The organism is Tabrizicola soli (genome assembly GCF_015999335.1).
Classification (GTDB): Bacteria; Pseudomonadota; Alphaproteobacteria; order Rhodobacterales; family Rhodobacteraceae; genus Tabrizicola; species Tabrizicola soli.
In genome coordinates, this window is sequence record NZ_JAEACP010000002.1 from 62,720 (window position 1) to 89,286 (window position 26,567).

At 68.0% G+C, this 26,567-nt stretch carries 26 protein-coding genes; 13 read left to right on the top strand and 13 right to left on the bottom strand.

Annotated features, from left to right (window positions below):
* The first annotated feature begins 165 nt into the window (after positions 1-165).
* Positions 166-1,611, top strand: coding sequence for an aldehyde dehydrogenase family protein (locus I7S92_RS02250; protein WP_197641850.1), 1,446 nt, complete (start codon positions 166-168; stop codon positions 1,609-1,611).
* Between the two features lie 14 nt (positions 1,612-1,625).
* A complete protein-coding gene (locus I7S92_RS02255) occupies positions 1,626-2,768 on the top strand; it encodes an amidohydrolase/deacetylase family metallohydrolase (RefSeq protein ID WP_197641851.1) in 1,143 nt (380 codons plus the stop codon).
* A gap of 18 nt (positions 2,769-2,786) precedes the next feature.
* On the opposite strand, the gene I7S92_RS02260 is transcribed toward I7S92_RS02255, so the two are convergent.
* From I7S92_RS02260 to I7S92_RS02285, 6 genes are all read right to left on the bottom strand, one after another.
* Entirely contained in the window at positions 2,787-3,569 is a 783-nt protein-coding gene (locus I7S92_RS02260) for an SDR family NAD(P)-dependent oxidoreductase (protein WP_197641852.1), read from the bottom strand.
* Between the two features lie 29 nt (positions 3,570-3,598).
* Complete coding sequence (locus tag I7S92_RS02265; protein ID WP_197641853.1) at positions 3,599-4,744, bottom strand: alanine racemase; 1,146 nt, start codon at positions 4,742-4,744, stop codon at positions 3,599-3,601.
* Positions 4,745-4,858: 114 nt separating this feature from the next.
* Positions 4,859-5,776 carry a LysR substrate-binding domain-containing protein gene (locus I7S92_RS02270; protein WP_197641854.1) on the bottom strand — a complete coding sequence of 306 codons (918 nt, stop codon included), beginning with the start codon at positions 5,774-5,776 and terminating at the stop codon, positions 4,859-4,861.
* A gap of 55 nt (positions 5,777-5,831) precedes the next feature.
* Positions 5,832-6,227, bottom strand: coding sequence for a RidA family protein (locus I7S92_RS02275; protein WP_197641855.1), 396 nt, complete (start codon positions 6,225-6,227; stop codon positions 5,832-5,834).
* A 16-nt stretch (positions 6,228-6,243) separates the two neighbouring features.
* Entirely contained in the window at positions 6,244-7,308 is a 1,065-nt protein-coding gene (locus I7S92_RS02280) for a D-TA family PLP-dependent enzyme (protein WP_197641856.1), read from the bottom strand.
* A gap of 13 nt (positions 7,309-7,321) precedes the next feature.
* Positions 7,322-8,164 carry an SDR family NAD(P)-dependent oxidoreductase gene (locus tag I7S92_RS02285; RefSeq protein ID WP_197641857.1) on the bottom strand — a complete coding sequence of 281 codons (843 nt, stop codon included), beginning with the start codon at positions 8,162-8,164 and terminating at the stop codon, positions 7,322-7,324.
* 210 nt (positions 8,165-8,374) lie between these two features.
* Between I7S92_RS02285 and I7S92_RS02290 the strand changes: the two genes are divergently transcribed.
* The 7 genes from I7S92_RS02290 to I7S92_RS02320 all read left to right on the top strand — a co-directional run bounded on the left by I7S92_RS02290 (position 8,375) and on the right by I7S92_RS02320 (position 15,222).
* Positions 8,375-9,925: a trimethylamine methyltransferase family protein gene (locus I7S92_RS02290; protein ID WP_197641858.1), complete on the top strand. Its 1,551-nt coding sequence runs from the start codon at positions 8,375-8,377 to the stop codon at positions 9,923-9,925.
* 101 nt (positions 9,926-10,026) lie between these two features.
* Entirely contained in the window at positions 10,027-10,575 is a 549-nt protein-coding gene (locus tag I7S92_RS02295; protein WP_197641859.1) for a TetR/AcrR family transcriptional regulator, read from the top strand.
* A 12-nt stretch (positions 10,576-10,587) separates the two neighbouring features.
* Complete coding sequence (locus tag I7S92_RS02300) at positions 10,588-11,679, top strand: alcohol dehydrogenase family protein (RefSeq protein ID WP_242070032.1); 1,092 nt, start codon at positions 10,588-10,590, stop codon at positions 11,677-11,679.
* A gap of 16 nt (positions 11,680-11,695) precedes the next feature.
* On the top strand, positions 11,696-12,799 hold the full coding sequence (locus tag I7S92_RS02305) for a mandelate racemase/muconate lactonizing enzyme family protein (protein ID WP_197641860.1): 1,104 nt from the start codon (positions 11,696-11,698) through the stop codon (positions 12,797-12,799).
* 8 nt (positions 12,800-12,807) lie between these two features.
* Positions 12,808-13,536, top strand: a complete 729-nt coding sequence (locus tag I7S92_RS02310) for an SDR family NAD(P)-dependent oxidoreductase (protein WP_197641861.1) — start codon at positions 12,808-12,810, stop codon at positions 13,534-13,536.
* Complete coding sequence (locus tag I7S92_RS02315; protein WP_197641862.1) at positions 13,533-14,261, top strand: SDR family NAD(P)-dependent oxidoreductase; 729 nt, start codon at positions 13,533-13,535, stop codon at positions 14,259-14,261. Before I7S92_RS02310 ends, I7S92_RS02315 begins: the two co-directional genes overlap by 4 nt.
* Before the next feature lie 73 nt (positions 14,262-14,334).
* Positions 14,335-15,222 carry a DMT family transporter gene (locus tag I7S92_RS02320; RefSeq protein WP_197641863.1) on the top strand — a complete coding sequence of 296 codons (888 nt, stop codon included), beginning with the start codon at positions 14,335-14,337 and terminating at the stop codon, positions 15,220-15,222.
* Here I7S92_RS02320 and I7S92_RS02325 read toward each other — a convergent pair whose 3' ends face one another.
* From I7S92_RS02325 to I7S92_RS02350, 6 genes are read right to left on the bottom strand one after another with little or no spacing between them, the layout of a single operon-like run.
* The gene (locus tag I7S92_RS02325; protein ID WP_197641864.1) at positions 15,223-16,275 is read right to left on the bottom strand and encodes a proline racemase family protein; all 1,053 of its coding nucleotides are present in this window, start codon (positions 16,273-16,275) and stop codon (positions 15,223-15,225) included. It lies immediately after the preceding gene.
* A gap of 42 nt (positions 16,276-16,317) precedes the next feature.
* Positions 16,318-17,658, bottom strand: coding sequence for an NAD(P)/FAD-dependent oxidoreductase (locus I7S92_RS02330; protein WP_197641865.1), 1,341 nt, complete (start codon positions 17,656-17,658; stop codon positions 16,318-16,320).
* Positions 17,655-18,419 carry an NAD(P)-binding domain-containing protein gene (locus I7S92_RS02335; RefSeq protein WP_197641866.1) on the bottom strand — a complete coding sequence of 255 codons (765 nt, stop codon included), beginning with the start codon at positions 18,417-18,419 and terminating at the stop codon, positions 17,655-17,657. Before I7S92_RS02335 ends, I7S92_RS02330 begins: the two co-directional genes overlap by 4 nt.
* Entirely contained in the window at positions 18,419-19,912 is a 1,494-nt protein-coding gene (locus I7S92_RS02340) for an aldehyde dehydrogenase (protein ID WP_197641867.1), read from the bottom strand. Before I7S92_RS02340 ends, I7S92_RS02335 begins: the two co-directional genes overlap by 1 nt.
* Before the next feature lie 4 nt (positions 19,913-19,916).
* Complete coding sequence (locus I7S92_RS02345; RefSeq protein WP_197641868.1) at positions 19,917-20,819, bottom strand: dihydrodipicolinate synthase family protein; 903 nt, start codon at positions 20,817-20,819, stop codon at positions 19,917-19,919.
* The gene (locus I7S92_RS02350; protein ID WP_287864156.1) at positions 20,816-21,538 is read right to left on the bottom strand and encodes a GntR family transcriptional regulator; all 723 of its coding nucleotides are present in this window, start codon (positions 21,536-21,538) and stop codon (positions 20,816-20,818) included. Before I7S92_RS02350 ends, I7S92_RS02345 begins: the two co-directional genes overlap by 4 nt.
* 138 nt (positions 21,539-21,676) lie before the next feature.
* On the opposite strand from I7S92_RS02350, the gene I7S92_RS02355 reads away from it, so the two are divergent.
* From I7S92_RS02355 to I7S92_RS02370, 4 genes are all read left to right on the top strand, one after another.
* Positions 21,677-22,747: a quaternary amine ABC transporter ATP-binding protein gene (locus tag I7S92_RS02355; protein ID WP_197641870.1), complete on the top strand. Its 1,071-nt coding sequence runs from the start codon at positions 21,677-21,679 to the stop codon at positions 22,745-22,747.
* A complete protein-coding gene (locus tag I7S92_RS02360; protein WP_206760985.1) occupies positions 22,747-23,685 on the top strand; it encodes an ABC transporter permease in 939 nt (312 codons plus the stop codon). Before I7S92_RS02355 ends, I7S92_RS02360 begins: the two co-directional genes overlap by 1 nt.
* A gap of 54 nt (positions 23,686-23,739) precedes the next feature.
* Positions 23,740-24,735 (top strand): glycine betaine/L-proline ABC transporter substrate-binding protein ProX, encoded by a 996-nt coding sequence (gene proX / locus I7S92_RS02365; protein ID WP_197641871.1) that lies wholly within the window; start codon positions 23,740-23,742, stop codon positions 24,733-24,735.
* Positions 24,736-24,801: 66 nt separating this feature from the next.
* Positions 24,802-25,752: a GlxA family transcriptional regulator gene (locus tag I7S92_RS02370; protein WP_197641872.1), complete on the top strand. Its 951-nt coding sequence runs from the start codon at positions 24,802-24,804 to the stop codon at positions 25,750-25,752.
* A 6-nt stretch (positions 25,753-25,758) separates the two neighbouring features.
* Here I7S92_RS02370 and I7S92_RS02375 read toward each other — a convergent pair whose 3' ends face one another.
* Positions 25,759-26,490: an SDR family oxidoreductase gene (locus tag I7S92_RS02375; RefSeq protein ID WP_197641873.1), complete on the bottom strand. Its 732-nt coding sequence runs from the start codon at positions 26,488-26,490 to the stop codon at positions 25,759-25,761.
* Positions 26,491-26,567 lie beyond the last annotated feature (77 nt).

The window sequence follows — 26,567 nt, forward strand, 5'->3', positions numbered from 1 at the left end:
TAGGCCGCGCCAGCGTCGGGCCGCCAATGCAAGGTCGGTCTAGCCCGATGCGCCTGCGGCATGGTCGCCGGGGACATGCGTTTCCCGCATGGCGGTATCGGCATTCGGCATTCGCCACGCCTTGCACCCGTGAATACCTTGCGCCAGACGGCGAAGGTGGAGCAGATGACAGAGACGGTGCGGCCCTACTGGCAGAACTACATCGACGGCGCCTGGGCCGATGGCGGCGATGGGACGCGGATCACCGTGACCGACCCCGCGCTGGACGAGCCCATCGCCGAGGTCGCGCGCGGGACCGCCGCCGACATCGACCGCGCCGTGGCCGCCGCAAGGCGCTGCTTCGACAGCCGCGCGTTGCGCGACCTGCGCCCGCATCGCCGGGGCGACCTGATGCTCGAGGTCTCGCGCCACCTGGGCGACCTGGCCGACGAGATCGCGCTGGTCGAATGCCGCGACAACGGCAAGACGCTGGCGGCTGGCCGGGCCGAGGTGGCGCTGACCCGGCGCTACCTGCAGTATTACGCGGGACTTGCCGACAAGCTGGAGGGCCGCCAGATCCCGCTTGGCGCGGATTACCTGGACTATACGCTGCACGAACCCTACGGCGTTTCCGCCCAGATCGTGCCCTGGAACGGTCCCTTGCCGGTGGGCGCGCGCTCGGTCGCCTGCGCCATCGTCACCGGCAATACCGTCGTGCTGAAATCGCCCGAGGATTCGCCGCTCAGCCTGTTCCTGCTGGCCGAAGCCTGCCACCGCGCGGGCGTCCCGGCGGGTGCGGTGAACATCGTCTGCGGCTATGGCTATGAGGCCGGGGCGGCGCTGGTTTCCCACCCGGACATCGACCACATCGTCTTCACCGGCTCGGTCGAGACCGGGAAAAGCGTGCTGCGCGCCGCGGCCGAACGGGTCATCCCCTGCGTGATGGAGCTTGGCGGCAAGTCCGGCGCCATCGTCTATCCCGATGCCGACCTTGAACGGACCGCCGCCTCGGCCACGCGGGGCATCTTCCACCACTCCGGGCAGATCTGCTCGGCCGGGTCGCGGCTGATCGTGCATCGCTCGGTGCATGACGAGTTGGTCGGGCGCATCAAGGCGCTGGCCGAACAGCGCAGCGTCGGGCCGGGAGTCGAAGGCTGCGACATGGGCCCGCTGATCAACGCCCGCCAGCTGGACCGGGTCGAGGCGCTGTGCCGCGCCGGCATCGAGGAGGGTGCGACCCTGGTGATGGGCGGCGCGCGCGTGGCGCAGCGCAGGGGGCATTTCATGGCCCCCACGATCTTCACCGGCGTCCGCCCCGACATGCGCATCGCGCAAAAAGAATTCTTCGGCCCGGTCCTGGTCGTCCTGCCCTTCGACACGCCGGAGGAGGCGCTTTCCATCGCCAACGGCACCGATTACGGTCTGGCCGCCGGGGTCTATACCCGCGACCTGCGCCTGGCGCACTGGACGGCCGAACGGCTGGTCGCCGGGCAGGTCTATGTCAACGAATGGTGGGCCGGCGGGGTGGAAACGCCGTTCGGCGGCATGAAACGCTCGGGTTACGGGCGCGAGAAGGGGCAAGAGGCGCTGCTCGGCTATGTCCAGACCAAGAACGTCGGCATCCGCTTCTGAACGGGAGACCAGAATTGCATGACCTGATCCTGAAGGGCGGCCGGGTGATCGACCCGGAACAGGGCCTCGATGCCGTGCTGGACGTGGCCTTCGCGGATGGCAAGGTTGCGGCGCTTGGCCCCGATCTGGGGCAGGACGCGCGCGAGGTGCGCAATGTCGCGGGCCGCATCGTCACCCCGGGGCTGATCGACATGCATTCCCATGTCTACTGGGGCGGCACCTCGCTGGGCGTCGATGCCGAGACCATCGCGAAACGCAGCGGCACCACCACCTTCGTCGACGCGGGCAGCGCCGGGGCGGGCAATTTCGCGGGCCTGCGCAAGTTCATCGTCGAACCCGCCGCGCCGCGCATCCTCGCCTATCTCAACATCTCCTTCCCCGGCATCTTCGCCTTCTCGAAGAACGTGATGATGGGCGAATGCGAGGACCTGCGGCTTCTGGACAGCCGTGAGTGCCTGGCGCTGGCCGAGAAGAACCTGGACCTGATCGTCGGGATCAAGGCCCGCGTCGGCGCGCGGGCGGGGGGCAGCTCGGGCCTCGCGCCGCTGCACCTGGCGATCGAGGTGGCCGAGGAGCTGGACCTGCCGGTCATGGCGCATATCGACTTCCCGCCGCCCGGCCGGAAAGAGGTGCTGGATGCGCTGCGCCCCGGCGACGTGCTGACCCATTGCTTCCGCCCCTTCCCCAACGCCCCCGTCACCAAGGGCAGCCGCATAAGACAGGACATCCTTGACGCCCATGCCCGGGGGATCATCTTCGACATCGGCCACGGCTTCGGCGGTTTTGCCTTCAAATCCGCCCGCCCGATGCTGGCCGAGGGGATCCTGCCCGACGTGATCTCGTCCGACGTCCATGTCCTGTGCTGCGACGGGCCCGCCTATAACGTGCTGGCGGTCATGTCGAAGTTCATGGCGCTTGGCATGTCCTTGACCGAGGTGATCCGCGCCACCACCCAGAACCCCGCCCACGCCCTGCGCCGACCCGAGCTTGGATCGCTGACACCCGGCACGCCGGGGGATGCGACGGTCCTTGAACTGGCCGGGGGCCGGTTCGAGCATGTCGATGTCTCGGGCGAGGTGATCGTGGCCGAGACCGGCCTCGTCAGCCGCGGCATGGTGCTGCGCGGCCAATGGTGGGCCGAAGGCGGCGAGGGCTGAGGCCCCCCCCGCCGTCCGTCACAGGCAGGTATAGCCGCCGTCGATCACCAGTCCCGCGCCGGTCATGTAGCGTGCGGCATCGCTGGCGAGATAGACCGCGAGCGGGCCCAGATCCTCGGGCTCGCCCAGCTTGCCCATCGGGATGGTCTGGACATAGGCCTCGATGATCGCGGGGTTCTTCTCGGCCCAGATCCGGTTCGGCTCGGTCGCGAAGATGCCGGGGCAGATCGCGTTGACGGTGATGCCGTGCCTGGCCCAATCCACCGCCAGCGAGCGGGTCAGCATCAGGACGCCCGCCTTCGCGGCCTCGTAATGGCGGCCCTGGATGTTGCGCCCGGCCACCATCGCGTTGATCGAGGCGAGATTGATGATCCGCCCGCCCTGCCCCCGCCGTATCATCGCGCCGCCCATGTGCTTGCAGCAGAGGAAGGTCGAGGTCAGGTTCAGGTCGAGAAGCCGATGCCACTGGTCGAGCGGCATCTCCTCCAGTCCGAGATTCACCCGCCGCCCGCCGATGTTGTTGACGAGGATGTCGAAGCAGCCCGCTTCCTCTACCGCGCGGGCGCAGGCGGCCTCGCAGGTGGCGGGATCGGCCATGTCGGCCACGATCACCGTCGCCTTCCGGCCCAGGGCGCGGATGTCGCCGGCCGTCCGCTGCAGGCTTTCGGCGCTGCGGGCGGCCAGGGTGATGTCGGCCCCGGCCTCGGCCAGCGCCAGCGCGATCTCGCGCCCGAGGCCCCGGCTGCCGCCGGTGATGAACACGGTCTTTCCGTCAAGACGGAGGCGGTCGAAGACGCCCATCCTTGCGCTCCCTTTGGATTGAAGTGGTGTCACCAGCCGTTGACGCGGGGCCAGAAGTCCGCGACGCGCCGCGGATCGTCCATGTCCAGCACGCGGTAGCCGTCATACATCGCCGCCGTCATGCAGACATGGTTCGGCAGCACCCGCACCCGCGCGCCCACCGGCAGATCGTCGAAGGGGAACAGGCCGTCGCTGACCAGCATGCCGTGTTCCTGATAGACATGGCCCACCCGTACCCGCCCGATCCGGCGCGCGCAGGTCTCGTCCATGATCATGCCGAAGCCCACATCCTCGGCCAGGCCCGGCGCGCCGGTGCTGCGGTCCTTGGACAGCGCGAGCCCGCCTGCGTCGATCAGCGCCGCGTTCAGGTCGGGCCGATGCCCGATCACCGTGGCGAGGACCGATACGGCGATATCCTCCAACCCGTGCGATGCGATCTCGTGCTGGAAGACGTCGCCGAACATGTAGACGCCGCAGCGCATCTCGGTCAGGCCGTCGAAATTCTGCCCATGCACCGCCGTCGGGGTCGAGCCGACGCTGACGACCGCACAGGGCAGCCCCGCCGCGCGCAGCTGGTCCGCGGCGGTCACGGCGACCAGGCGCTCCTCCTCGGCCACCCGGTACAGATCCTCCAGGCTCCGGCAGTGATAGGAGTTCCCGGCATGGGTCAGCACCCCGGCCAGCCGGGTTCCCGGCAGGTCGTGCAGCGCGCGGCCGAGGTCCACCACCCCGGCGCTGCCCGCGATCAGACCCCCGCGCCGTTCGCCCGAGTCGAGTTCGATCAGCAGGTCGACCATCACCCCTTCCGCCACCGCGGCGCGGCTGATCGCCTCGGCCATGGCGGAGCTGTCGGTGATCCCAGTCAGTTGTGCTCCGCGCCGGATCAGGCGCGCGATGCGGGACAGCTTCTCGGGCACCAGGCCCACGGCATAGATGATGTCGTCGATGCCGTGGTCGGCGAAATACTCCGCCTCCTTCAGGGTCGAGACGGTGATGCCGCCGAAGTTCCCGGCCAGCGCGATCCGGGCCACGTCGATGGATTTCGCCGTCTTCATATGCGGGCGCAGCTTGACCCCGGTCCCGGCGTAGCGGCCCGTCATCCGGGCGGCGTTCCGCTCCAGCCGGCCACCGTCAAGGATCAGGCAGGGGGTTTCCAGGCTGGCAAGGGTGGTCATGGCAGGCTCCGGGCAAGGTCTGGCCCGGCAGACGGCGGGCGGTCCCGGTCAGTTAACCCCGGCGCAGCGACGCTGGCCAATGCAAGCTGCGGCACCCGTCATGCCTTTGGCGCATCAGCCCCAGCCGCAATCCTCTTCGCCCGGCAGAAGGGCCCAGAGCTCCTCGGCCATGTCGGGCAAGGGATCGCGCGAGCGGATCATCCGCACCTCGACCGGAATGTCCCAGCGCTTGTCCCCGGCCCGCACCAGGGTTCCTTCGGCGAACTCGCGCGTGAGGTGGCTTTCCGGCAGCCAGGCCGTGCCGCGCCCTTCCGAACTCATCGCCTTCAGCACCGCTGCCATGTGCGAGACAAAGACCCGGTTCAGGTGCAGGGGTTCCTCCCAGATGGCGATCATGTGCTCGACCACCTTGCCGATGGCCGAGGTCTCGGCATAGGCAAGGTAATGCACCGGCTCCTCCTCGGTGCCGGGCAGCTGGTCGACCGGATGGCCCTCGGTATCGGGCAGCGTCACCGGCACCAGCCGGTCGCGCATCACGATCTTCGAGGTGAAGTGCTCGGGCGGCAGCTGCATCGGGATCACGGGATGGGTGTAGCTGATCAGGAACTGGCACTCGCCCCGTTGCAGCATGTGGATGCATTCGTTGAACTGGCTGGTGTCGAGCCTCGTGTTGAACGTGTGGCTGCGCAGCTCCAGCGCGCGCAGCCAGCCGGGGAAGAAGTTCAGCGACAGGCTGTGCGTCGCGGCAAAGCGGATGGTCTGCGAGCTGACGTCGCCGATCCGCCGCGCCTCCTCGCGCCCCTGATAGAGGCGCCGCAGCACGTCCTCGGCCACCGGGCGGAAGCGTTCGCCCGAGAGGGTCAGGGTGATCGGCTGCGTCGTGCGGTTGAACAGCTGCGCACCGACCCATTCCTCCAAGCTCTTTATACGGCGGCTGAAGGCGGGCTGCGTGGTATAGCGCGCCTGGGCGGATCGCGAGAAGTTCCGGGTATCGACGAGGCTCAGGAAGTCTTCAAGCCAGCGGCTTTCCATTCCGTCAACTCCATGCTGTCGCGGCGCGCACTAGATCAAGCACCTGGCCGCAAGTCTACCGCGGCTTGCGGTCGGCACGGAATGCGACACAGTCGATCTCGATCTTGCAGTCCACCATCATCCGCGACTGCACGGTCGAGCGCGCGGGCGGGTTCGCCCCGAAATACTCGGTGAACACGCCGTTGAAACTCCAGAAGTCGCGGGGATCGTCCAGCCAGACCCCGACGCGAACCACATCCTCGACGCCATAGCCCGCCTCGTGCAGGATCGCGATCATGTTCTCGATCGCGCGACGGGACTGGGCGATGACGCCGCCCTGCACGATTTCGCCGCCTTCCATTGCGACCTGGCCCGAGACATGCAGCCAGCCGTCCGCCTCGACCGCCCGGGCGAAGGGCAAGGGCTGCTTGCCGGCGCCAGAGGAACCCGATCCGTAACGCGTCAGTGTCATGCGCTTTCTCCCCCGTTCAGGTCACGCGCCCGCGCGCATCGACTGGCACTTGCTCCAGGCTCCCGTCCGCGCCCTCGATCCAGATCCGGTCGAACAGGTTCGAAACCACGCAGACATGGTTCGGCACGATCCTGAGACGCTGGCCGATCTGCAAGGGGCGCGCGGGATCAACGGCCAGAACGCCGTGCTCCTCGCTCAGCCCGGTGATCTGGATTTCCGGGTGGCCCATTACATGGCCATGGCCGGTCAGGCCCAGCAGATCGGAACTCAGCACCTTGGAGCCCGCGTCGATCACCGCCCGGTCTGGCGTGGGCATGCTGACCACTGTCGCGAGGACCTGCCCCGCGCAATCCTCCCAGCCGCAGGTGCCGCGCTTCACCAGCGAGCGGTCGTTGTAGATGTAGGTTCCTGCGCGATATTCGGTCAGGATATCGGCGGCTTCCGAGGCCCACATGTCCGGGGTACCGCCCGAGGTGACGGTCGGGCAGTCCAGCCCGTTCTCGCGCAGCAGACCCCGCGCCGCCCGCAGAAAGCCGGCGGCCTCGCGCGCGCCGCCGGCGGCGGGATAGGTCATCAGCCCGCCGAAACGCAGGCCGGGCGATGCCGCGATGCCCCGGGCCAGGGCCAGCGCCTCCTCGGGGGTCTGCACCCCGCAGCGCCGCCCGCCGGTGTCGCATTCGACCAGCACGTCCAGCGGGCGCGGCGCGTCGGCGAAGGCTGCGGACAGCCCGGTTACTACCGCTTGGCCGTCGGCGGTGACGGCCAGACGGGTCAGCCGGTCCGACAGGGCGCGCAGCCGCGCCAGCTTGGCCGAGCCGAGGATGTTGTAGGTGATCAGGATGTCGTCGAGTCCGCCCTCCGCCATCACCTCGGCCTCGCCGATCTTCTGGCAGGTGATCCCCTTCGCCCCCGCCGCGACCTGGGCCTTGGCGAAGCGGATCAGCTTGTGGGTCTTGATATGCGGCCGCAGCCGCAGGCCGACCCGGTCGCAATGGTCCTGCAGCGCGCGGATGTTGCGCCGGGCTATGGTCTCGCTGACGACGAAGGCCGGGGTTTCGATGCTGTCAATCGTGTCGGGCATGGGTTCCCCCGGTTCAGACCTTCAGCCATTCCTTGAACAGCTCGCCATATTCCGGGTGCCAGCGCGACAAGGGCGGCCGGTTCTCGGCGATGTCGCCGGCCGCCCAGAGGATGCGCTTTTCATCCGTGCGTCGGTCTACCTCGTTGTCGGGGCAGAGGATGTAGAAATCCCCCCGCTCGACCGAGGCGAAGAGGAACTCCACCACCTCCTCGGGCGTCCAGGCCCCGGCGGGCTTTTCCGCGCGCCCGCCCGCGGTCAGCGGCGTCCAGACGAAGCCGGGGATGAAGAGCCGCGCCTCGACCTTGCCGTCCGGCATGTTGCGCAGGGCGTGCTGCAGCGCCTCGGTGAAGACCTTCACCCCGGCTTTCGAGACATTGTAGGCCGGATCCCCCGGCGGCGTGGTGATCCCCTGTTTCGAGCCGGTGTTGATGATCAGCCCCGGCTCCCCGCTCTCCAGCATCCGCGGCGCGAAGGTCTGCGCGCCCCGGATCACGCCCATCATGTTGACCGAGAGGATCCGGTCCCAGTTGCCCTCGATGTCGAAGATCGAACTGCCCGGCTGCATCCCGGCGTTGTTCATCAGCACGTTGACCGCGCCCCAGTCCGCCGCCACCTGGTCGGCCAGCGCCCGAAGCTCTTCGGCCTCGGCCACGTCGATCGGCACCGCCATCACCTCGTCCGCCAATGCGCCATCGTCCAGAAGCAGCGCCCGCGCGGCCTCCAGACGGCCATCGTCCAGGTCGGCGAGACAGACCCGCAGCCCCGACCGCGCCAGATGCCGGGCGGCGGCGAGCCCGATGCCCGAAGCCGCGCCGGTGATGACGGCCACGCCTCCCTTCGCAAGTGCCGGATGCATGTCTGACCTCCCTCGCTGGCGGCCCTCGGACCGGCCGCCCCTGGAATAGACCACGGCCTGCGCCCTGCCGCCATATGCAGAATGTTATGGCCGCCCCGTCGGCAGAGAGCCGTACCATGTCGCAAAATCGCCAGCCCGCTTCGTCGCCGTGACTGTGGCAAGGACCCGGAGGGCGGCAGATGACGCATCCGCATCGCTTGGAGGCAAACCATGAACGAAGTCACCAGAACCGCCCGCGCCGGGGGCCGTGGCGCCCGCCGCGCGATGCGCTCGGCCCCGGATTTCGAGATGCTCCCCGCCCTCAAGCGCGGCATCCCGGAATGCGAGGTCATGGACCAGTCCCGGGTCGAGCAGATCGACAATGCGTCCATGTCGATCCTGGAAGAGGTCGGCGTCATCTTCCGCGACGAGATCGCCTTGGCCGACTGGAAGCGCGCAGGCGCGAAGGTCGAGGGCGAGCGGGTCTACCTCGACCGGGGTCTCGTGCGCGAACTGATCTCGACCATCCCCTCGGACTGGACCTACCGGGCGCGGAACCCGGAGAAGAGCCTGCCCTTCGGCGGCAAGCATTCGATCTTCGTGCCGATGACCGGCGCGCCCTTCCTGCGCGACCTCGACGATGTGCGGCGCTGGCCGACGATCGCCGACCTGAACATGTTCCACAAGCTTTCCCACATGTCGCCCGCGCTGCATTCCACCGCGCACCACATCGTCGAGCCGATGGACATGAAGGTTTCCCACCGGCACCTGCACATCACCTATTCCTCGATGAAGCATTCCGACAAGACCTTCATGGGCATGACGACCTCGGGCAAGAACGCCGAGGACGTGATGGCGATGTGCGAGATCCTGTTCGGCAAGGATGTGATGGAAGAAACGCCGGTAACCACCGGCAACTGCAACGGCAACTCGCCCCTGGTCTGGGACGAGACGATGCTGTCGGCGATGCGCGCCTTCGTGAAGCGTCGCCAGCCCGTGTTGTGCTCGCCCTTTGTGCTGGGCGGCGCCAATACCCCCGCCTCGGTCGCCCCCGCCGTGGCGCAGCTGAACGCCGAAGCGCTGTCGGCGCTGGCCTATACCCAGGTCATCCGCAAGGGCGCCCCGGCGATCTACGGGCACTACCTGTCGACGGTTTCGATGAAATCCGGGGCACCGATGGCGGGGACGCCGGAGATCAGCCTGATGAACTTCATGATCGGCCAGATGGCGCGCTACTACAACGTGCCGTGGCGGACCTCGAACCTGCTGGGGGGCGCGAAGACCTTCGACGCGCAGGCCGGGTATGAAAGCGCGATGACGATGAACGCGGTGCTCCATGCCGGGGCCAACTACATCTGGCACTCCGCCGGCTGGAACGAGGCCGGGATGCATTGTTCGGTCGCCAAGTTCGTGGTCGATGCCGAGATGTGCCAGATGGGCTACCGCATGGCCGAGGGCCCGCGCTGGGACGATTTCGACGAGGCGATGGCAGCAGTGCGCGATGTGGGGCCGGGAGGGCATTACCTGGGCCACCCGCATACGCTGGAAAACTTCGAGCGGGCGTTCTTCATGCCGAAGCTCTTCGACAACAACTCGATCGAGCAATGGCAGGCCGAAGGCAGCGTCGAGATCACCCAGCGGGCGCTGGACCGGGCGCGGCAGTTGCTGGCCGACTACGAGGAGCCGAAGCTGGACGAAGGCGTCAACGAGGCCCTTCTCGACTACATCGCCCGCCGCGAACGCGAGATCCCGGCGGTGGACGAGTTGAACACCGAACACTGAGTTCCCTGCGACTGGCCGCCTTCGGGCGGCCTTTTCTTAAGGTAGAGTGATCGCTTTACTTTTCCTTTGCATAAGTAGAGCGATCATTCTACCCTCTCGCCATGGGCACCAAGGACAGAATCGCCAGCGACCTGGAGCGCAGCTTCGCCGAGGCCGGCTTTGCCGAGCAGGGGGTCGAGGCTCTGCGTGCCGAGGCGGACGTGTCGCTCCGCACGCTCTACAAGCACTTCCCCAGCCGCGAGGCGATGATCGTCGGCGCGCTGGAGCATCGCGACGCGACCTATTTCCGCTGGCTGGAGGGCGGGCCGCAGGAGGGTGCCGCGCATGTGCTGCACCCCCTCGTCCGGCTGGGCGACTGGCTGGGCGAGGTGGCGAACACCGGCTGCCTGTTCCTGAACGCCTGGGCGCAATACCCCGACAGCGCCGCCATCGAGGCGGTGGTCAAGGACCACAAGGCTCGGCTTGCCGAGGAATTCCGCCGGCGGCTGGCCCGCGTGGCCCCCGGACGGGACACCGGCCACCTGGCCGAGACGCTGTTCCTGCTGCACGAGGGCATGACCCAGGCCGCCCGGCTGCAAGGCCGCGAGATCGCCTATGAAGCCGCGATGCACGCGGCGCGCGCTGCCCTTGCGGCGGCGGAAATCGACTGAAAGGGGAAGGGAATGCCCTCCATGATGTGTGCCGTTCTGCTGACCGGGCACGGCGGCTACGAGAAGCTGGAATACCGCACCGACGTGCCGGTGCCGCAGCCGAAACCGGGCGAGGTGCTGATCCGCGTCGCCGCCTCGGCGGTCAACAACACCGACATCAACACTCGCATCGGCTGGTATTCCAAGGCGGTCGGCGAAGGCTCGAACGCCGGCGGGGCAGCGGGCTTTGCCGGGGCCGACGACGCCGATGCGAGCTGGACCGGCGAGGCGCTGAAGTTCCCCCGCATCCAGGGCGCGGACGCCTGCGGGCGGATCGTGGCGGTGGGCGAGGGCGTGGACGCGGGCCGGATCGGCGAGCGGGTGATCGTGCGGAACCTGTTGCGGACCTATGTCGGCTGGAAACCCTGGGAATGCTGGACCTTCGGCTCCGAATGCGACGGCGGCTTCGCGCAGTTCACCGTCGCGCCCGCGCGCGAAACCTTCGCGGTGAACTGCGACTGGTCGGACGCCGAGCTTGCCGCCATCCCCTGCGCCTGGTCCACGGCGGAGAACATGCTCCATCGCGGCAAGGTCGGGGCGGAGACCGTGCTGATCACCGGGGCCTCGGGTGGCGTGGGCTCTTCCGCCGTACAGCTGGCAAAGCTGCGGGGTGCGACTGTAATCGCACTGGCGGGCAAGTCGAAGACCGAGGAGGTGCTGGCCATCGGGGCCGACCGGGTGATCGACCGCGATGCGGATCTGGTGAAGGAGCTGGGCAAGGGCAGCGTGGATGTGGTGCTGGACCTCGTCGGGGGACCGGGCTGGCCGCAGCTTCTCGACGTGCTGAAGAAGGGCGGCCGCTACGTCATCTCCGGCGCCATCGCCGGGCCGCTGGCGCAGATCGACCTGCGTACGCTCTATCTGAAGGACCTCACCCTCTACGGCGCGACCTTCCAGGAGGACGAGGTGTTCGAGAACCTCATCCGCTACATCGAGGCGGGCCGCATCCGCCCCGTCGTCGCCCGCACCTATCCGCTGTCCGAGATCGTCCAGGCCCAGAAGGATTTTCTGGCCAAGGGCCATGTCGGCAAGCTTGTCCTGATCCCCCCTTCCGACAACACCTGACCCCGGACCCCTTCCCATGAAAATCAAGGAAATCCACGTCTACGCCCATGACCTGCCGGTCAGGAACGGGCCCTACACGATGGCCAATGCCCAAGTCTGGGCGCTGGACACGACGCTGGTCAAGATCGTCTCGGACACCGGCCATGTCGGCTGGGGCGAGACCTGCCCGGTCGGCCCCACCTATTGCGCCAGCCACGCCAGGGGCGCCCGCGCCGCGCTGGAGGAGATGGGGCGGGGCCTGATCGGCGCGTCGCTGCATCCCGTGAGCCTGCGGCGGAAGATGGACAGCCTGCTGAACGGCCACCGCTACGCCAAGGCCGCCCTCGACATCGCGGCCTATGACATCATCGGCAAGGCGACGGGCCTGCGCGTGGCCGAGCTTCTGGGCGGCGTGGCGCAGGAGAACGTGCCCTCCTATTTCGCCACCGGGGTGGGCGAGCCGGATGAGATTGCCCGCATCGCCGCCGAGAAGGTCGCCGAGGGCTATCCCCGGCTCCAGATCAAGATCGGCGGACGCCCGGTCGAGGTGGACATCGCGGTCCTGCGCAAGGTCTGGGAGGTGATCGGCGGCAAGGGCGTGCGGCTGGCGGCCGATGGCAACCGCGGCCTGCCGACCCGCGATGCGCTGCGCCTGAGCCGCGAGTGCCAGGAAATTCCCTTCATCATGGAACAGCCCTGCAACACGGTCGAGGAACTGGCGGCGATCCGGGGACAGGTGCATCACGGCATCTACATGGACGAGAATGGCGAGGATCTGGCGACGGTGATCCGCGCGGCGGGCACGGGGCTGGTCGACGGCTTCGGCATGAAGGTCACACGGATCGGGGGCCTGCAACAGATGGCCGCTTTCCGCGACATCTGCGAGGCGCGGAGCCTGCCGCATACCTGTGACGACGCCTGGGGCGGCGACATCATCGCGGCGGCCTGCACCCATATCGGCGCGACGGTGCAGCCTCGGCTGAACGAAGGCGTCTGGCTGGCTGCGCCTTATATCGAAGGCAACTACGACAGGACCGGCGTCAACATCGTCGGCGGCCACATCAGGCTGCCGGAAGGGCCGGGTCTGGGCGTGGTGCCCGAGGAAGGCATGTTCGGCAATCCGGTTCTTTCGTTCGGCTGAGGAAGAAGATGAGCGATCTCAAGGGAAAGAAGGCGCTGGTCACGGGGGCCGCGGGCGGCATCGGGGCAGCGGTGGTGCGGGCGCTGCGGGCGCAAGGCGCGCTGGTGGCGGTGGCGGACCGCGACGTGTCGGGGGTGGAGGCCGAGGCGCATCTGCCGGGGAACCTGCTGGAGCCCGCCTATGCCGACGGGCTTCCGGCCGCGGCGAAGGCGGCTCTGGGCGGCCTCGACATCGTCGTCAACAACGCGGGCGTCATCACGCGGGGCAAGGTGGACGAGACCACGGACGCCGACTGGGACCTGTCGCTCGGCGTGAACGTGGAAGCGCCGTTCCGCATCTGCCGGGCGGCGATCCCGCTGCTTCCGCCGGGCAGCGCCATCGTCAACGTCGCCTCCTGCTGGGGGCTGCGGCCGGGGCCGGGGCACGCGGTCTATTGCATGACCAAGGCGGCGATCGCCTCGCTGACGCAGTGCATGGGGATGGACCATGCGGAGAAGGGCATCCGCATCAACGCGGTCGCGCCGAACGAGGTCAACACGCCGATGCTGCGGACCGGCTTCGCCAAGCGCGGGTTCGATCCGGATACCGCCGTTGCCGAACTGGGCAAGACGGTGCCGCTGGGCCGGATTGCCGAGCCCGAGGACATTGCCGACGTGATCCTGTTCCTCGCCTCGGACGCTTCGCGCTACATGGTCGGCGCGGTGGTCGAGGTGAATGGCGGGAAGCCGGTGAAATGAGGTTTTCTGGCAAGGTTGCCCTGGTGACCGGGGGGCGGTCGGGTATCGGGCAGGCCATCGCGCGCCGTCTTGCCAGCGAAGGCGCGAGGGTCTTCACCGCGCAGCGCGGGGCGGATGCGGAGTTCGAGGGGATCGAGGCCGATTTCACCGACACCGCCGCCCCGGCGCGGGTCGTCTCCACGATCCTCGCGCGGGCCGGGCGGCTGGACGTGCTGGTGAACAACGCCGGCATGATGCAGGAGGCCCGGGTCGAGGAGATGAGCCTCGCCGACTGGGAGCGGAACCTGCGGGTGAACCTCACCGCGCCATTCCTGTTCATCCAGGCAGCACTGCCGCATCTGCGGGCGGCGCAGGGCAGCATCGTCAACATCGGCAGCATCGAGGGGCTGGGGTCGAACCCGAGCCATGCGGCCTATTGCGCCTCGAAGGCGGGGCTGCACGGGTTGACGCGGGCGGTGGCGGTGGATCACTCGCGCGAGGTGCGCTGCAATGCGGTCGCGCCGGGCTGGATCGACACCGAGCTGAACGAGGCCTTCATCGAGGGGATGCCGGACCCGGCCGCCTTCCGCGCCAACATCGGCCGGATCCATCCCGTCGGGCGGACCGGGCGGCCGGAGGAGGTGGCGGCGCTGGTGGCCTGGCTGGCGAGCGAGGAGGCGGGGTTCGTGACCGGGCAGGTCTGGACGGTGGATGGCGGGCGGATGGCGAAGCTGTCGCTGCCGTGAGCGGGCTTCCAGCCGGACCGACGATATGGCATGGCCTGCGCGGACTGACCCTTTGGGACCGCACGAGCAAGCCATGACCCGCCTCAAGGCCCTGCCGGCAGGGGTGCTGGCCATTCTCGGATCGGTCTTTGCCATGGCGCTGGCCGATGCGATCATCAAGGCCTCGGCCGGGGGCATGACCCTGTGGCAGATCTGGGTCCTGCGGTCGGCGCTTGTCCTGCCGGTGCTGTACCTGATGGCGCGGGGGCGCGTCGGCCTGGCCTCGGCCGCCTGGGTTGCCTTGCGCTCTCTGGCGCTGGTCGGGATGTATCTGTCGATGTATCCCGCGCTGCCGCTGATCGACATGGCGCTGGCCGGGGCGGCCTTCTACACCGCGCCACTCTTCATCGTCGCGCTGTCGGCGCTGATCCTGGGGAACCGGGTGACGGCGCGGCACTGGCTGGCGATCCTCACCGGCTTCGCCGGACTTCTGGCCATCGTCCGCCCCTTCGGTGCCGCGTTCACTCCGCTGGTGCTGATGCCCGTGGCCGCGGCGGCGTTCTATGCCGTCTCGGCGATCCTGACCCGCGCGAAATGCGCCACCGTCGCGCCGGTGGTGCTGGGGTTCTGGCTGAACCTGGCCTTCCTGGGCTTTGGCCTTGCGGCCCTGACCCTGTTGTCGCTGGGACCGGACCTGCCCTGGGACTACCCGTTCCTCACCGGCGCCTGGGTTCCCGTCACGGCCGAGGTCTGGGCGGTCATGGCGACCCTTGCCCTGCTGATGCTGGGGATCGCCATCGGCGTGGCCAAGGCCTACCAGTCCCCGCGCCCCGAGGTCGTGGCGAGCTTCGACTACGCCTACATGATCTTCGCCGTCTTCTGGGGCTTCATCTTCTTCGGCGAGGTGCCGGACATCTGGACCCTGGTCGGGACGGTGCTGATCACCTCGGGCGGGCTTCTCGTGCTGACCGCGCGTGAGTGATCAGGCCCAGATGTCGCCCAGCGTATAGCCGTTCGGCAGCGGGTCCTCGGGGTCGAGGACCATGGTGTTGAACCCGTAGATCCAGCTTCTGCCCGAGATCGTCGGCACCACGGCCGCCTTGTCGCCGACCTGTGCCTTCTCCACCAGACGGCCGGTGAAGACGGTGCCGAGGATGCCCTGGTGGCGGAAATCCCGGTCCAGCGGCAACTCGCCCTTGGCATGGAGGACGGCCATCTTGGCGCAGGTGCCCGTGCCGCAAGGGCAGCGGTCGATGGCCCCGGTCCAGGTGGCGGGGTCGTCCCAGCTGAGCGGGCCGGTGGCCATGGTGACGGCGTTCTTCCAGTCGGCCTTCGGATCGTCGCTGGGGCCGGAGAGCTGCGAGATGGTGATGCCGACGCCGGGATAGTCCGGGTGCGCGACGGGGAGCTGCTCGATGGCGGCCTGGCGGATCATGGCGGAGACGCGGGCGATCTCGCCGCCATGTTCGGGGATCAGCTCAAGGCCCTTGAACTGGCGCACGTCGGCGATGACGTAGAACATGCCGCCCCAGCCGACATCGACGCGGACCTTCCCAAGGTGCGGCACGTCGATCTCGGCATCGAGATGCGCGGCGAAGGCGGGGACGTTGCGGAAGGTGACGGACTTGACCTTGCCGCCTTCGCACTCGGCGCGGATTCGGATCAGCCCGGCGGGGGCTTCGAGGGTCAGCTCGGTCACGGGTTCCTGCATGGGCAGGATGCCGGTCTCCAACAGCACCGTGGCGACCGAGATCGTGTTGCCGCCCGACATCATCGGATATTCGACCTGCTCCATGATGATGTAGCCGGCCTGAGCCTCGGGGTGGCTGGGCGGGACGAGGAGGTTGCAGCAATGCGCCGGGTAGCCGCGCGGTTCGCGCAGGACCAGCTGGCGCAGCTGGTCGTCGTTCGCCTCCAGCCATTTCATCTTGTCGTAGACGGTTGCGCCGGGGATATGGCCGACGCCGCCGGTGATGACCCGCATCGGGATGCCGGAATGGGTGTCGACGGCGGTAATCATGCGCTTGAAGGTCATCGGTTCATCCTTGGAGATCGGGACGTGGGCAGATTGCCCACCCTACTCGCGGCCCGCGCGCCATTCCTTGAAGCGCAGGAAGACATTGGCGCCGATGGTCGAGAAGGGTTTCGGCGGCAGCTTGGCCGGCTGGGCCTCGCGCGCGAAATGGCGGGTGGTGGCGGTGTCCTGCCCCAGGACCAGTTCCGCCGCCGCGATCCCGGTCAGCGTGCTGCGCGCCGTGCCGAGGCCATTGCAGACGGTGGCGGCGTAAAGCCCCGGCTCAAGCTCGCGCGCGATGGAGACCGCGTTGCGGGTCAGGCACAGGTGCCCGGCCCAGGTGTATTCCTGTTTCACGTCCTTCAGTGCTGGGAAGCGGTCGGCGAATTTCTGGCGATGGACGGCGGCGGTGCGGCGCAGGGCGGCCTCGGAGGCCTCCATCCCCGGCAGGAAGCTGGCGCAGGTGCGGGTGACGATGCGGTTGCCGCCAAGGGCGGTGTCGATCCGGCGCATGGTGGTGCCCATCGGGTCCGAGGGCGTGACGCCCCAGCGCGGGCTGCCGCCAAGGGCTTTCAGCGCCTCCGCGCCAAGGTCCACCGTCATCGAGGCGTAAAGGAAGACATGCATCAGCCGGTTCTCGGCAAAGCCGAAGCTTTCCAGATGGCCGTTGTTCGCCAGGATCACCTTGCCCGCCGTCAGCCGGCCCCGCGCGGTGGTCACGGTCCAGCCCTGGCCCGTCCGCTCGATCGCGGTGACGGGGGTGTTCTCCCAGATGCCCACGCCGGATGCCCGCAGCCCCTCGCCGAAACCGCGCACGAAGCCTGCGGGTTGCAGCATCACCGTGCCGGGGGTGTAGAGGCCGGAGAGATAGTGGCGGCTGCCGGTCAGCTCCTTCATCCCCTTCGCGTCGAGCCGCTCGTTGGGCTCGCCCAGGCTGGTCAGATGCTCGGCATAGGAGCGGTTCAGCTTGTCGGCGGTTTCGGAGGCGGCGCCGTTCACCTTGCCCATCGGGTCGAAGTAGTCGGCCCTGATGCCATAGTCCTGGACCGCGCCGCGCGCGAAGGCGATGGCTTGGCGGTTCAGCGCGATCATCTCGCGGTCGTCGCCGTGGCCGGCGTAGTCGTCCGAGGTCAGCTCATGCGGCAGGTCGATCATGAAGCCCGAGTTGCGACCCGAGGCGCCCTCGGCGAGGCGCGAGGCTTCGAGGACCGCGACCTTCAGCGCCGGTTCCATTTCGCGCAGGCGGCGCGCGGCGGCGAGACCGGCGAAACCGCCGCCGACGATCGCCACGTCGACAGTCTGGTCGCCCGGCAGCGGCACCGGCGCGGGCTGGCCGGGCAGGATCGCGGACCAGGCGGCGGGGCCGCGGTGGACCGGGGTGCGTCTGGCCTGGATGCGGGTCATGTCTCTGTCTTCCGTTCGTCAAGGCCGAGGCGGGAACGGAAACCGTCCAGCCCCCGGCGCAGGTCGTCCTTCGCCGGGGCCATGGCGGCGCGCAGCGTGGCGTTCAGACCGCCCTCGGTGGAAAGCTTCTGCAGCGCCCCAGCCAGATCGCCGCCATTCGCCCGTTCGGGCAGGTAGCCGCGGATCATCGCGGCGACATAGGCCTCGGCCGCCCCCGGATTACCAGTAAAGCCCGCCAGCCAGTCCACCGCCGTCAGGATCTGGTCCAGGATCGGCGAGCAGAGGGCGGAAACGCCGAGATGGGCGTTCAGCGCGGCCTCGGACGGCTGCGGCAGGATCAGGTTGCGGGCGCCGAACAGGGTCTCCAGCGCCGGCGAGGCCGGGTAGACCGGCAGCGGGCAGCCGCCCACCGCGATGGGCGGCAGCGGTATGGTGATGGCGATGTCGGTCGCGGGCGCGCAGAGCCGTTGCAGCGTCGCGATGGGCGCATCGACCATGACGGAGATGATGCTCTGGCCCTGGCGGAACGGCAGGCCGGGCAGCACCTCCCCGGCCACACGGGCCAGAAGGCAGAGGAACACCACCTCCGAGCCCGCCACCACCTCATCGTTCGGCGCGATGGTGACTTCGGCCACCTCGGCGGCAAGCTGCGCCGCCATGCCGGCGTTGCGGGGCGAGACCAGGATCCGGTGACCCTGGCCCTTCAGCCCCCGCACCATGGCGGCGGTGATCTCGCCGGTGCCGAGAAAGCCGATGCGCATCAGCCGACAGCCTCGTCCGCGTCGTCGGCCAGGTCGACCCAGATCGTCTTGACTTGGGTATACTGGTCATGCGCCTGGATGCCGTTGTCCCGGCCGCCGAAGCCCGACTGCTTGAACCCGCCGAAGGGGGTGGAGATATCGCCCTCGCCGAAGGAATTCACCGTGACGGTCCCGGCCCGCAGGGCGCGGGCGCCGCGCAGGGCGCGCTTGACGTTGGCGGTGAAGATGCTTGCGGCAAGGCCGTATTCGGTGTCGTTGGCCAGCGCGATGGCCTCGTCGAAGCTGTCGACGGTCAGGACCGAGAGGACGGGGCCGAAGATTTCCTCCCGGGCCTGCTTCGCCTCGCGCGAGACTTCCAGGATCGTGGGTTCGACGAAGCCCTTGTCGGCCTTGCCGCCGAGGACGACCTTCGGCCCCTTCTCGAGGTAGCTGCACACCTTGTCGTAATGGCCCTTCGAGACCAGCGCACCCACCCGGTTCACCGGGTCGAGCGGATCGCCCATCGGCCATTCGCGGGCATGGGCGACGATGCGCTTCAGAAGCTCGTCCTTCACGCCCTTCTGCACGATCAGGCGCGAGGAGGCCGAACAGTTCTCGCCCATGTTCCAGAAGGCGCCGTTGACGACATGCGCGGCGACGCGGTCGAGGTTCTCGGCATCGTCGAGGACCACGGCGGGGTTCTTGCCGCCCATTTCCAGCGTGACTTCCTTGAGGTTCGATTCCGCCGCATAGCGCAGGAAGCGGCGGCCGGTCTCGGTGCTGCCGGTGAAGGAGACGGCGTCGATGTCCATGTGGCGGCCGATGGGTTCGCCCACGTCCGGGCCGCTGCCGGGGACGACGTTGAAGACGCCGGCGGGGATGCCGGCCTCCATCGCGAGTTCGGCCATGCGGAGGGTGGTGAGCGGGGTCTCCTCGGCCGGTTTGACGATCACCGAGCAGCCGGCAGCGAGGGCGGGGCCGATCTTCCAGGCGAGCATCAGGAGCGGGAAGTTCCAGGGCAGCACCAGACCCACGACGCCCACGGGTTCGCGGACGATCATGGCGATGTGGTTGTCCGACGCCGGGGCGACCTGGTCGTAGATCTTGTCGATCAGTTCGGCGTGCCAGGCCAGGCAGTTGACAGTTTCCGGCACGTCGACCTGTTCGCAATCATAGATCGTCTTGCCGGAATCGAGGCTTTCCAGCACCGCCAGTTCGCGGGCGTTGCGCTTGACCAGCTTCGCCAGCTTGATCAGCACCTCTTTCCGTTCCTTCGGGTGCAGGCGCGACCAGCGGCCGTCCTCGAAGGCGTCGCGGGCCTTCTGGACGGCGAGGTCCACATCCTCGGGCCCGCAGGCGGCGACCTTGGCCAGCACGTCGCCCGTGGCCGGGTTGATCGTGTCGAAGGTCTTGCCAGAGATCGCGGGGCGGAAGTGGCCGTCGATGAAGGCGGTCGTGGGGAAGGACAGACCGGCGGCGATGGCCTTGTATTCTTCGGTGGTGAGAAGGGACATGGGCTTACTCCGCAACGATCTGGGCGATGGTGGTCTTGAGGACGCGCACGGTCTGTTCCAGCTGGCGCTTGTCGTCCTTGTTGAGCGGTTTCAGCGGCGGGCGCGGCGGGCCGGCATATTGGCCCATCATCTCGCAGCCGTGCTTGATGCACTGGATGAACTTGCCGCCCTGTTCCAGGACCCGCATCAGCGGCATCAGGGCGGACATGATCCGGCGGCCCTTGTCGAAATTGCCCTCGACCGCGCAGGCCTGCCAGAGCGCCAGGTGTTCGGCGGGCAGGAAGTTGGACCCGCCGCAGACCCAGCTGCGGGCGCCCCAGGCGAAGAATTCCAGCGCCTGGTCGTCCATGCCGCAGGACATCTGGACATGCGGGTAGTCGCGGGCGAGGAGGTGGACGCGGTTGATGTCGCCCGAGCTTTCCTTGATGGCGCAGAAATTGCGGCTGCGGCCGACGCGGTCGAGGAATTCCTCGCCCATGTTGATGCCCATCCGGCCGGGGTAGTTGTAGAGCATGATCGGCAGGTCGGCGGCGCGGTCGATGGCGAGCGCGTTCAAGGCGTTCTCGCGTTCGGTCGGGACCGAATAGGGCGGCGAGCCGACGAGGATGCTGTCGGCCCCGATCTTCGCGGCATGTTCGGCCATGGTGAGGCTGTCTTCCAGCCGGATCGCCACGGTGCCGACCATCAGATGCGTGCGGCCCTTGGTGACCTCGCGGGCGAGCGAGGCCATTTCCAGCCGCTCTTCCATCGACTGGGCGTAATATTCGCCGGTCGAACCGCCGTTGATGATGCCATGAACGCCCTGGGCGATCAGGTATTCCAGCTGGGCGACGAATGCGTCGCGGTCGATCGAGCCGTCCTCGCGATGCGGCGTGATGGCGGGGGTGTAGATGCCTTCGAAGTTCATGCGGCTCCTCGTTGATCGCCAGCCTCGGGCGCCCGGCCAAGCGGGCTCTGGATGCTGGGGGGGGTGACAAAGCTTTCGATCTGGGCGCGCGACAGCTCCCAATGGGCCACCGCCAGGTCGGCGGCGGCGTCGGCATCGCCGGCCTCGATCAGGGCGATGAAGGTGTCGTGCTGGTCGGCGGCGGTGGCCGAGACACAGGCCATCGCCTCCTTGCGCGGATTGTAGAAGGTCATCCCGATGCGGGTATGGTCGATCAAGAGCCGGCGGAGGCTGGGCATCAGGAACTCGTTGTCGGCCATCTCGCCGATCACGGAATGGAACCGCTGGTTCCACAACGCCCGGTCCGAGGCATTGCCCGAGGCAATGGCCTTGCGGAAGGAAACCTGCGTGTCCTTCAGCCAGGCGATCTGGGCCGGGGTGGCATGTTCGGCCGCCAGCCGCGTCACGGCGGCATAGATCATCGGGGCGGCGACGAAAAAATTGCGCAGCGTCTTGTGCGACATCGGGGCCACTTGCGCGCCCCGGTTCTCATGCAGCACAACATAACCCTCACCCTGCAACTGGCGCAGGACCTCGCGCAGCGGAGGGCGCGAGATACCATAGGTCTCGGCCAGCTCGGTCTCGTCGAGATAGGCGCCGGGCTCCAGAATCTGGGTCAGGACCTTGCGGCGCAGGTCCTCGATGCACTGGGTCTTCTTGCTGCGCGGTTCTGCGTTCACTGGATGATCTCCTGCCTGACCCTGGATTGACGCCATTGGTGAATCAGGTAGCCCGACCTCTGTGTAGTCGGATAAAATACATATTGTCTACAGCAAAGTTTTGTGTTTTTAGTCGACCAAACCGGGGGGAGATTCTGCATGGCCGAGGCCCGAGAGGACGTGATCCGCTGCGAAGGCATCTGGAAGATATTCGGCGACAAGTCGCGCCAGGCGATGGAGGCCGTGCGGTCCCAGGGCCTGTCGAAGAAGGACATTCGCGAGAAATTCGACTGCGTGGTGGGCGTCCAGAACGCCAGCTTCACCGTCGGCCGGGGCGAGATCTTCTGCATCATGGGCCTGTCGGGATCGGGCAAGTCGACGCTGATCCGCCACATCAACCGGCTGATCGAGCCGACCTCGGGCGCGGTCTATATCGAGGGCCAGAACGTCAATGCGATGAACGCCGAGGCGCTGCGCAAGCTGCGGGCCGAGAAGATCGGCATGGTGTTCCAGTCGATGGCGCTGATGCCGCACCGCACCGTGCGCGATAATGTCGCCTTCAGCCTGGAGGTGCGCGGCAAATCGGAGGCCGAGCGCGCGAGGGTCGCGGCCAGGGCGATCGAGATGGTGGACCTCACCGGCTGGGACGCGAAATATCCCGACGAACTGTCGGGGGGCATGCAGCAGCGCGTGGGCCTGGCCCGGGCGCTGGCGGCAGATCCGACGATCCTCTTGATGGACGAACCCTTCAGCGCGCTCGACCCGCTGATCCGGCGGCAGTTGCAGGGCACCTTCATGGAGCTCTCGGCCGAACTCCACAAGACCACGGTCTTCATCACCCATGACCTCGACGAGGCGATCCGCATCGGCGACCGCATCGCAATCATGAAGGACGGGGTGCTGGTGCAGATCGGTACTCCGGAAGAGATCGTGACCGAGCCGGCGGATGACTATGTCGCCGAATTCGTGGCCGGGATTTCCAAGCTGGACCTGGTGACGGCGGCGCGGATCATGCAGCCCTTCGCGGCCCATGTGCAGGCGCAGGGGCCGCAGGATACCGCGAGCTGGCCGGTCGGGCGGCCGGAGATGAACCTGAACGAACTCGTCGACCTGGCGGTCGGCACCGACCATCCGATCCTGATCGCCTCCGAGGGCAAGCCCGTCGGCGTGGTGACCAAGCGCGCGCTTCTGCGCGGCATCCAGGGACGCGAAGAAGAGAGGGCTGCCTGATGGCCGACAAGACCTTCGACTGGCTGAACCCCTTCGGCTCGATCGATCTCGGCATCGCCAACTGGGCGGACGGGATCAAGCAGTGGGCGATTTCCAACCGGGACCTGATCCAGCCGACCAAACGGTTCTTCGAGACGGTGATCACCGGCATCGAGAGCGCGCTGCACTCGGTGCCGCCCCTGGTGATGCTGGCGGTGCTGGTGCTTGTGGCCTGGCAGACCGCGGGGCGGCGCACCGCGATCCTGGTCGGAGCCTGCCTGCTGATCCTCGGGATCCTGGCGCCCGAGGCCTGGGGCCTGGCGATGACCACGCTGGCCATCGTGATCGCCTCGGTCATCCTTTGCGTGCTGATCGGCCTGCCCCTGGGCGTGCTGGCCGGAAAGAGCGATCGGTTCGAGGCCTTCATCCGCCCGATTCTGGACACGATGCAGACGATCCCCGCCTTCGTCTATCTGGTTCCGGTCGTGATGATGATCGGGATCGGCAACGTCTCCGGCGTCATCGTCACCATCATCTTCGCCCTGCCGCCGCTGGTCCGCCTGACCTCGCTGGGCATCCGCGGCGTGAACCCCTCGGTGGTCGAGGCCGCGCGGGCCTTCGGGGCCTCGCCGGGCCAGATCCTGCGCAAGGTCGAGCTGCCGCTGGCCACGCCGACGATCCTCGCGGGGCTGAACCAGACGATCATGCTGTCGCTCTCGATGGTGGTGATCGCCTCGATGATCGCGGTCAAGGGCCTGGGCAACGAGGTGCTGCGGGCGATGGGGCGGCTGGATGCCGGCAAGGCCATCGTCGGCGGCCTCGGGATCGTGATGCTGGCCATCGTGCTGGACCGCATCACCCAGGGTCTGGGCCGTTCCGGCCGCGACAAGGGACACCGCCACTGGTGGCAGACCGGGCCCGTCGGCCTGCTGACCGGGCTTTTCGCAAAACGCGGCTGAAGAACCTGCGAGCAACAAGAATCTGACTGTAAAATCAACAAGGAGACACCACTGATGAAGATGTTTACCCTCACCACCGCGCTGGCGCTCTTGCTGGCGGGGCCGTCCCTGGCGCAAGATCCGAACAAGCCCGGCGAGGGCAAGGATCCGGTCCGCGTCGTGATGCCGGCGCAGATCGAGGAGCACTTCCACCACTACGTGCTGCTGCGCGCGCTGCAGGAACTGGGCTACGAGACCGCCGAGCCGATGGAAGCCGAATACCAGACCATGCACATCGCCATCGGCGGCGGGGATGCGGATTTCACGGCCAACCACTGGCACGCGCTGCATGCCGCCTTCTTCGAGGAATCCGGCGGCGCCGCGGTGATGTCCAAGGTCGGCGTCCTGATCGAGGGCGCCCTGCAGGGCTATCTGGTCGACAAGGCCAGCTATGACGCGGGCGTCACCGATTTCACCATGCTGAAGGACCCCGAGGTCGCCAAGCGCTTCGACGCCGACGGCGACGGCAAGGCCGATCTGGTCGGCTGCACCCCCGGCTGGGGCTGCGAGCGGGCGATCGAGTTCCAGCTGACCGAATACGGCCTGCGCGACACCGTGACCCACAACCAGGGCGCCTATCAGGCGATCATCGGCGACGCCATCGCGCGGCATGCCAACGGCGAGCCGATCCTCTACTATACCTGGACGCCCTACTGGGTCTCGGGCGTGCTGGTCCCGGGCAAGGATGTGGAATGGCTGAGCGTGCCCTATACCGCGCTGCCCGAAGGCAGCGAGGGCCTGAACACCATCGTCGACGGCAAGAACGTGGGCTTCGGGGTCGAAAGCGTCGGCGTCCTGGCCCGCAACGACTTCCTCGAAGCCAACCCGGCCGCCGCGAAACTGTTCGAAGTGGCGAAGATCCCGGTCAACGACGTCTCGGCCCAGGCGCTGGAAGTGTCGAAGGGCGCCAATACCGACGAGGCGATCTGGGCCCTGGCCGACAAGTGGATCGTGGACAACCGCGCCACCTTCGACGGCTGGCTGACCGAAGCCCGCGCCGTGGCGCAGTGACGCCGTCCGACTGAGCCTGGGGGCCGCCCGTCGCGGGCGGCCCCCTTTTGCATGGAGCGAAGGCAGATGACCGGGACCACGCACTACACCTTCTTCCTCCTGCGCGAATTCACCCACCTCGCCTTTTCCTGCGCCGTGGAACCGCTTCGCATCGCCAACTACGTCTCGGGCCGGCCGCTCTACCGCTGGACGCTGGCCAGCGAGGACGGCCACAGCGCCACCTGCTCGAACGGCTCGGTCACGCTGACCGATCAGGGGCTGGAGCCGACGCGCCATGCCGACCGGCTGTTCGTCATCTCGGGCACCAACGTGCAGAACCTGACCTCTGCGCCGGTGCTGTCCTGGCTGCGGCGCGAGCGGGCGGCGGGTACGCCGCTCGGCGCGATCTGCTCGGGCGCCTATGTGCTGGCGAAGGCGGGGTTCCTGGACGATGTGGAGACGGCGGTCCACTGGGCCTGGCACGACCTTTTCACCGAAGAGTTTCCCGACGTCCGCCTCGTGCGCAATGTCTTCGCCGCGCGCGAGAAGATCATCACCGCCTCGGGCGGCACGGCGGCCGCGGACCTGATGCTGCACCTGATCGGCCGCGACCACGGCAAGGACCTCGCGACCGAGGTCGCCGACCAGATGGTCTACAACGCCGTGCGCGAGGGGACGGCGGCGCAGCGCGTCTCGATCCAGTCGCGGCATGGGATGCGCAACCAGCATCTGATGCGGGCGATCGCGATGATGGAGGAGACGATCGAGACCCCGATCTCGCCCAGCCTGATCGCCGAGGACCTCGGGATTTCCACCCGGCAGCTGGAGCGGCTGTTCGGGCGCTACCTGAACTCCACGCCGAAGCACTACTTCATGGAGATGCGGCTGCACCGGGCGCAGAACCTGCTGCTGCAGACCGAACAGTCGATCACCGAGATCGCGATGGCCTGCGGGTTCCAGACCACCTCGCATTTCTCGCGCGTGTTCCGCGCGCATTTCGGCACCTCGCCGGTGCAGAAGCGCGCCACGCGGGGCTGAGCGGGATCAGGTGTTCGACCAGCCGCCGTCGATCACATGCGCCACCCCGGTGGTGAACGAGGATTCGTCCGAGGCAAGATAGACCACCAGCGCCGCGATCTCCTCGGCCGCGGCCAGGCGCCCCGTGGGCTGGCGGGCCAGGAAACTGGCGCGCGCGGTCTCGTAATCGCCGCTGTCCCGCATCCGTTGGCGCAGCGAGGGCGTGTCCACCGTGCCCGGACAGACCGCGTTGCAGCGGATGCCCTTAGCCACGAAATCCGCCGCGATCGCCTTGGTCAGGCCGATCACACCGGCCTTGGTCACCCCATAGACCGCCCGGTTCGGCGCCGCGATGATCGACCCCGCGACCGAGGCCATGTTGATGATGTTGCCGTGCCCGCGCGCCAGCATTCCGGGCAGCGCCGCCCGGCACATGCGGAACATCGCCGTCAGGTTCAGGTCCAGGCTGAAGGCCCAGGTCTCCTCGTCGCAGTCCAGGATCGTGCCGTTCGCCACGAATCCCGCGCAGTTGAACAGCACATCCGGGGTGCCGACCGCCGCGAATGTGGCCGCGATCGCGGCCGGGTCGCGCACGTCAAGCACCCTGGTCTCGCAGCCTTGCAGGCCCTGCAGCGCCTCGGCGTTCACATCCGTCGCGATCACCCGCGCGCCTTCCCGCGCCATGGCCAGCGCCGAGGCCCGTCCGATCCCCGCCCCCGCCGCCGTCACCAGAACCGTCTTACCGTCCAGCCGTCCCATCCGCGCCTCCCCTGCTGCCCGGCCAGCCTAGCCGGGAGGAAACCGACATGCCAGTTCCCTTGCTGGTCCCGTGGGGC

Bases quoted from the DNA above. Each gene is read 5' to 3' on its own strand.
- I7S92_RS02275 (WP_197641855.1), bottom strand. From the start codon at position 6,227: ATGACACTGACGCGTTACGGATCGGGTTCCTCTGGCGCCGGCAAGCAG.
- I7S92_RS02305 (WP_197641860.1), top strand. From the start codon at position 11,696: ATGAAAATCAAGGAAATCCACGTCTACGCCCATGACCTGCCGGTCAGG.
- I7S92_RS02330 (WP_197641865.1), bottom strand. From the start codon at position 17,658: ATGACCCGCATCCAGGCCAGACGCACCCCGGTCCACCGCGGCCCCGCC.
- I7S92_RS02340 (WP_197641867.1), bottom strand. From the start codon at position 19,912: ATGTCCCTTCTCACCACCGAAGAATACAAGGCCATCGCCGCCGGTCTG.
- I7S92_RS02325 (WP_197641864.1), bottom strand. From the start codon at position 16,275: ATGACCTTCAAGCGCATGATTACCGCCGTCGACACCCATTCCGGCATC.
- I7S92_RS02265 (WP_197641853.1), bottom strand. From the start codon at position 4,744: ATGACCACCCTTGCCAGCCTGGAAACCCCCTGCCTGATCCTTGACGGT.
- I7S92_RS02320 (WP_197641863.1), top strand. From the start codon at position 14,335: ATGACCCGCCTCAAGGCCCTGCCGGCAGGGGTGCTGGCCATTCTCGGA.
- I7S92_RS02300 (WP_242070032.1), top strand. From the start codon at position 10,588: ATGCCCTCCATGATGTGTGCCGTTCTGCTGACCGGGCACGGCGGCTAC.
- proX (WP_197641871.1), top strand. From the start codon at position 23,740: ATGAAGATGTTTACCCTCACCACCGCGCTGGCGCTCTTGCTGGCGGGG.
- I7S92_RS02375 (WP_197641873.1), bottom strand. From the start codon at position 26,490: ATGGGACGGCTGGACGGTAAGACGGTTCTGGTGACGGCGGCGGGGGCG.
- I7S92_RS02315 (WP_197641862.1), top strand. From the start codon at position 13,533: ATGAGGTTTTCTGGCAAGGTTGCCCTGGTGACCGGGGGGCGGTCGGGT.
- I7S92_RS02310 (WP_197641861.1), top strand. From the start codon at position 12,808: ATGAGCGATCTCAAGGGAAAGAAGGCGCTGGTCACGGGGGCCGCGGGC.
- I7S92_RS02370 (WP_197641872.1), top strand. From the start codon at position 24,802: ATGACCGGGACCACGCACTACACCTTCTTCCTCCTGCGCGAATTCACC.
- I7S92_RS02270 (WP_197641854.1), bottom strand. From the start codon at position 5,776: ATGGAAAGCCGCTGGCTTGAAGACTTCCTGAGCCTCGTCGATACCCGG.
- I7S92_RS02280 (WP_197641856.1), bottom strand. From the start codon at position 7,308: ATGCCCGACACGATTGACAGCATCGAAACCCCGGCCTTCGTCGTCAGC.
- I7S92_RS02250 (WP_197641850.1), top strand. From the start codon at position 166: ATGACAGAGACGGTGCGGCCCTACTGGCAGAACTACATCGACGGCGCC.
- I7S92_RS02285 (WP_197641857.1), bottom strand. From the start codon at position 8,164: ATGCATCCGGCACTTGCGAAGGGAGGCGTGGCCGTCATCACCGGCGCG.
- I7S92_RS02335 (WP_197641866.1), bottom strand. From the start codon at position 18,419: ATGCGCATCGGCTTTCTCGGCACCGGCGAGATCACCGCCGCCATGGTG.
- I7S92_RS02260 (WP_197641852.1), bottom strand. From the start codon at position 3,569: ATGGGCGTCTTCGACCGCCTCCGTCTTGACGGAAAGACCGTGTTCATC.
- I7S92_RS02295 (WP_197641859.1), top strand. From the start codon at position 10,027: ATGGGCACCAAGGACAGAATCGCCAGCGACCTGGAGCGCAGCTTCGCC.
- I7S92_RS02290 (WP_197641858.1), top strand. From the start codon at position 8,375: ATGAACGAAGTCACCAGAACCGCCCGCGCCGGGGGCCGTGGCGCCCGC.
- I7S92_RS02345 (WP_197641868.1), bottom strand. From the start codon at position 20,819: ATGAACTTCGAAGGCATCTACACCCCCGCCATCACGCCGCATCGCGAG.
- I7S92_RS02355 (WP_197641870.1), top strand. From the start codon at position 21,677: ATGGCCGAGGCCCGAGAGGACGTGATCCGCTGCGAAGGCATCTGGAAG.
- I7S92_RS02360 (WP_206760985.1), top strand. From the start codon at position 22,747: ATGGCCGACAAGACCTTCGACTGGCTGAACCCCTTCGGCTCGATCGAT.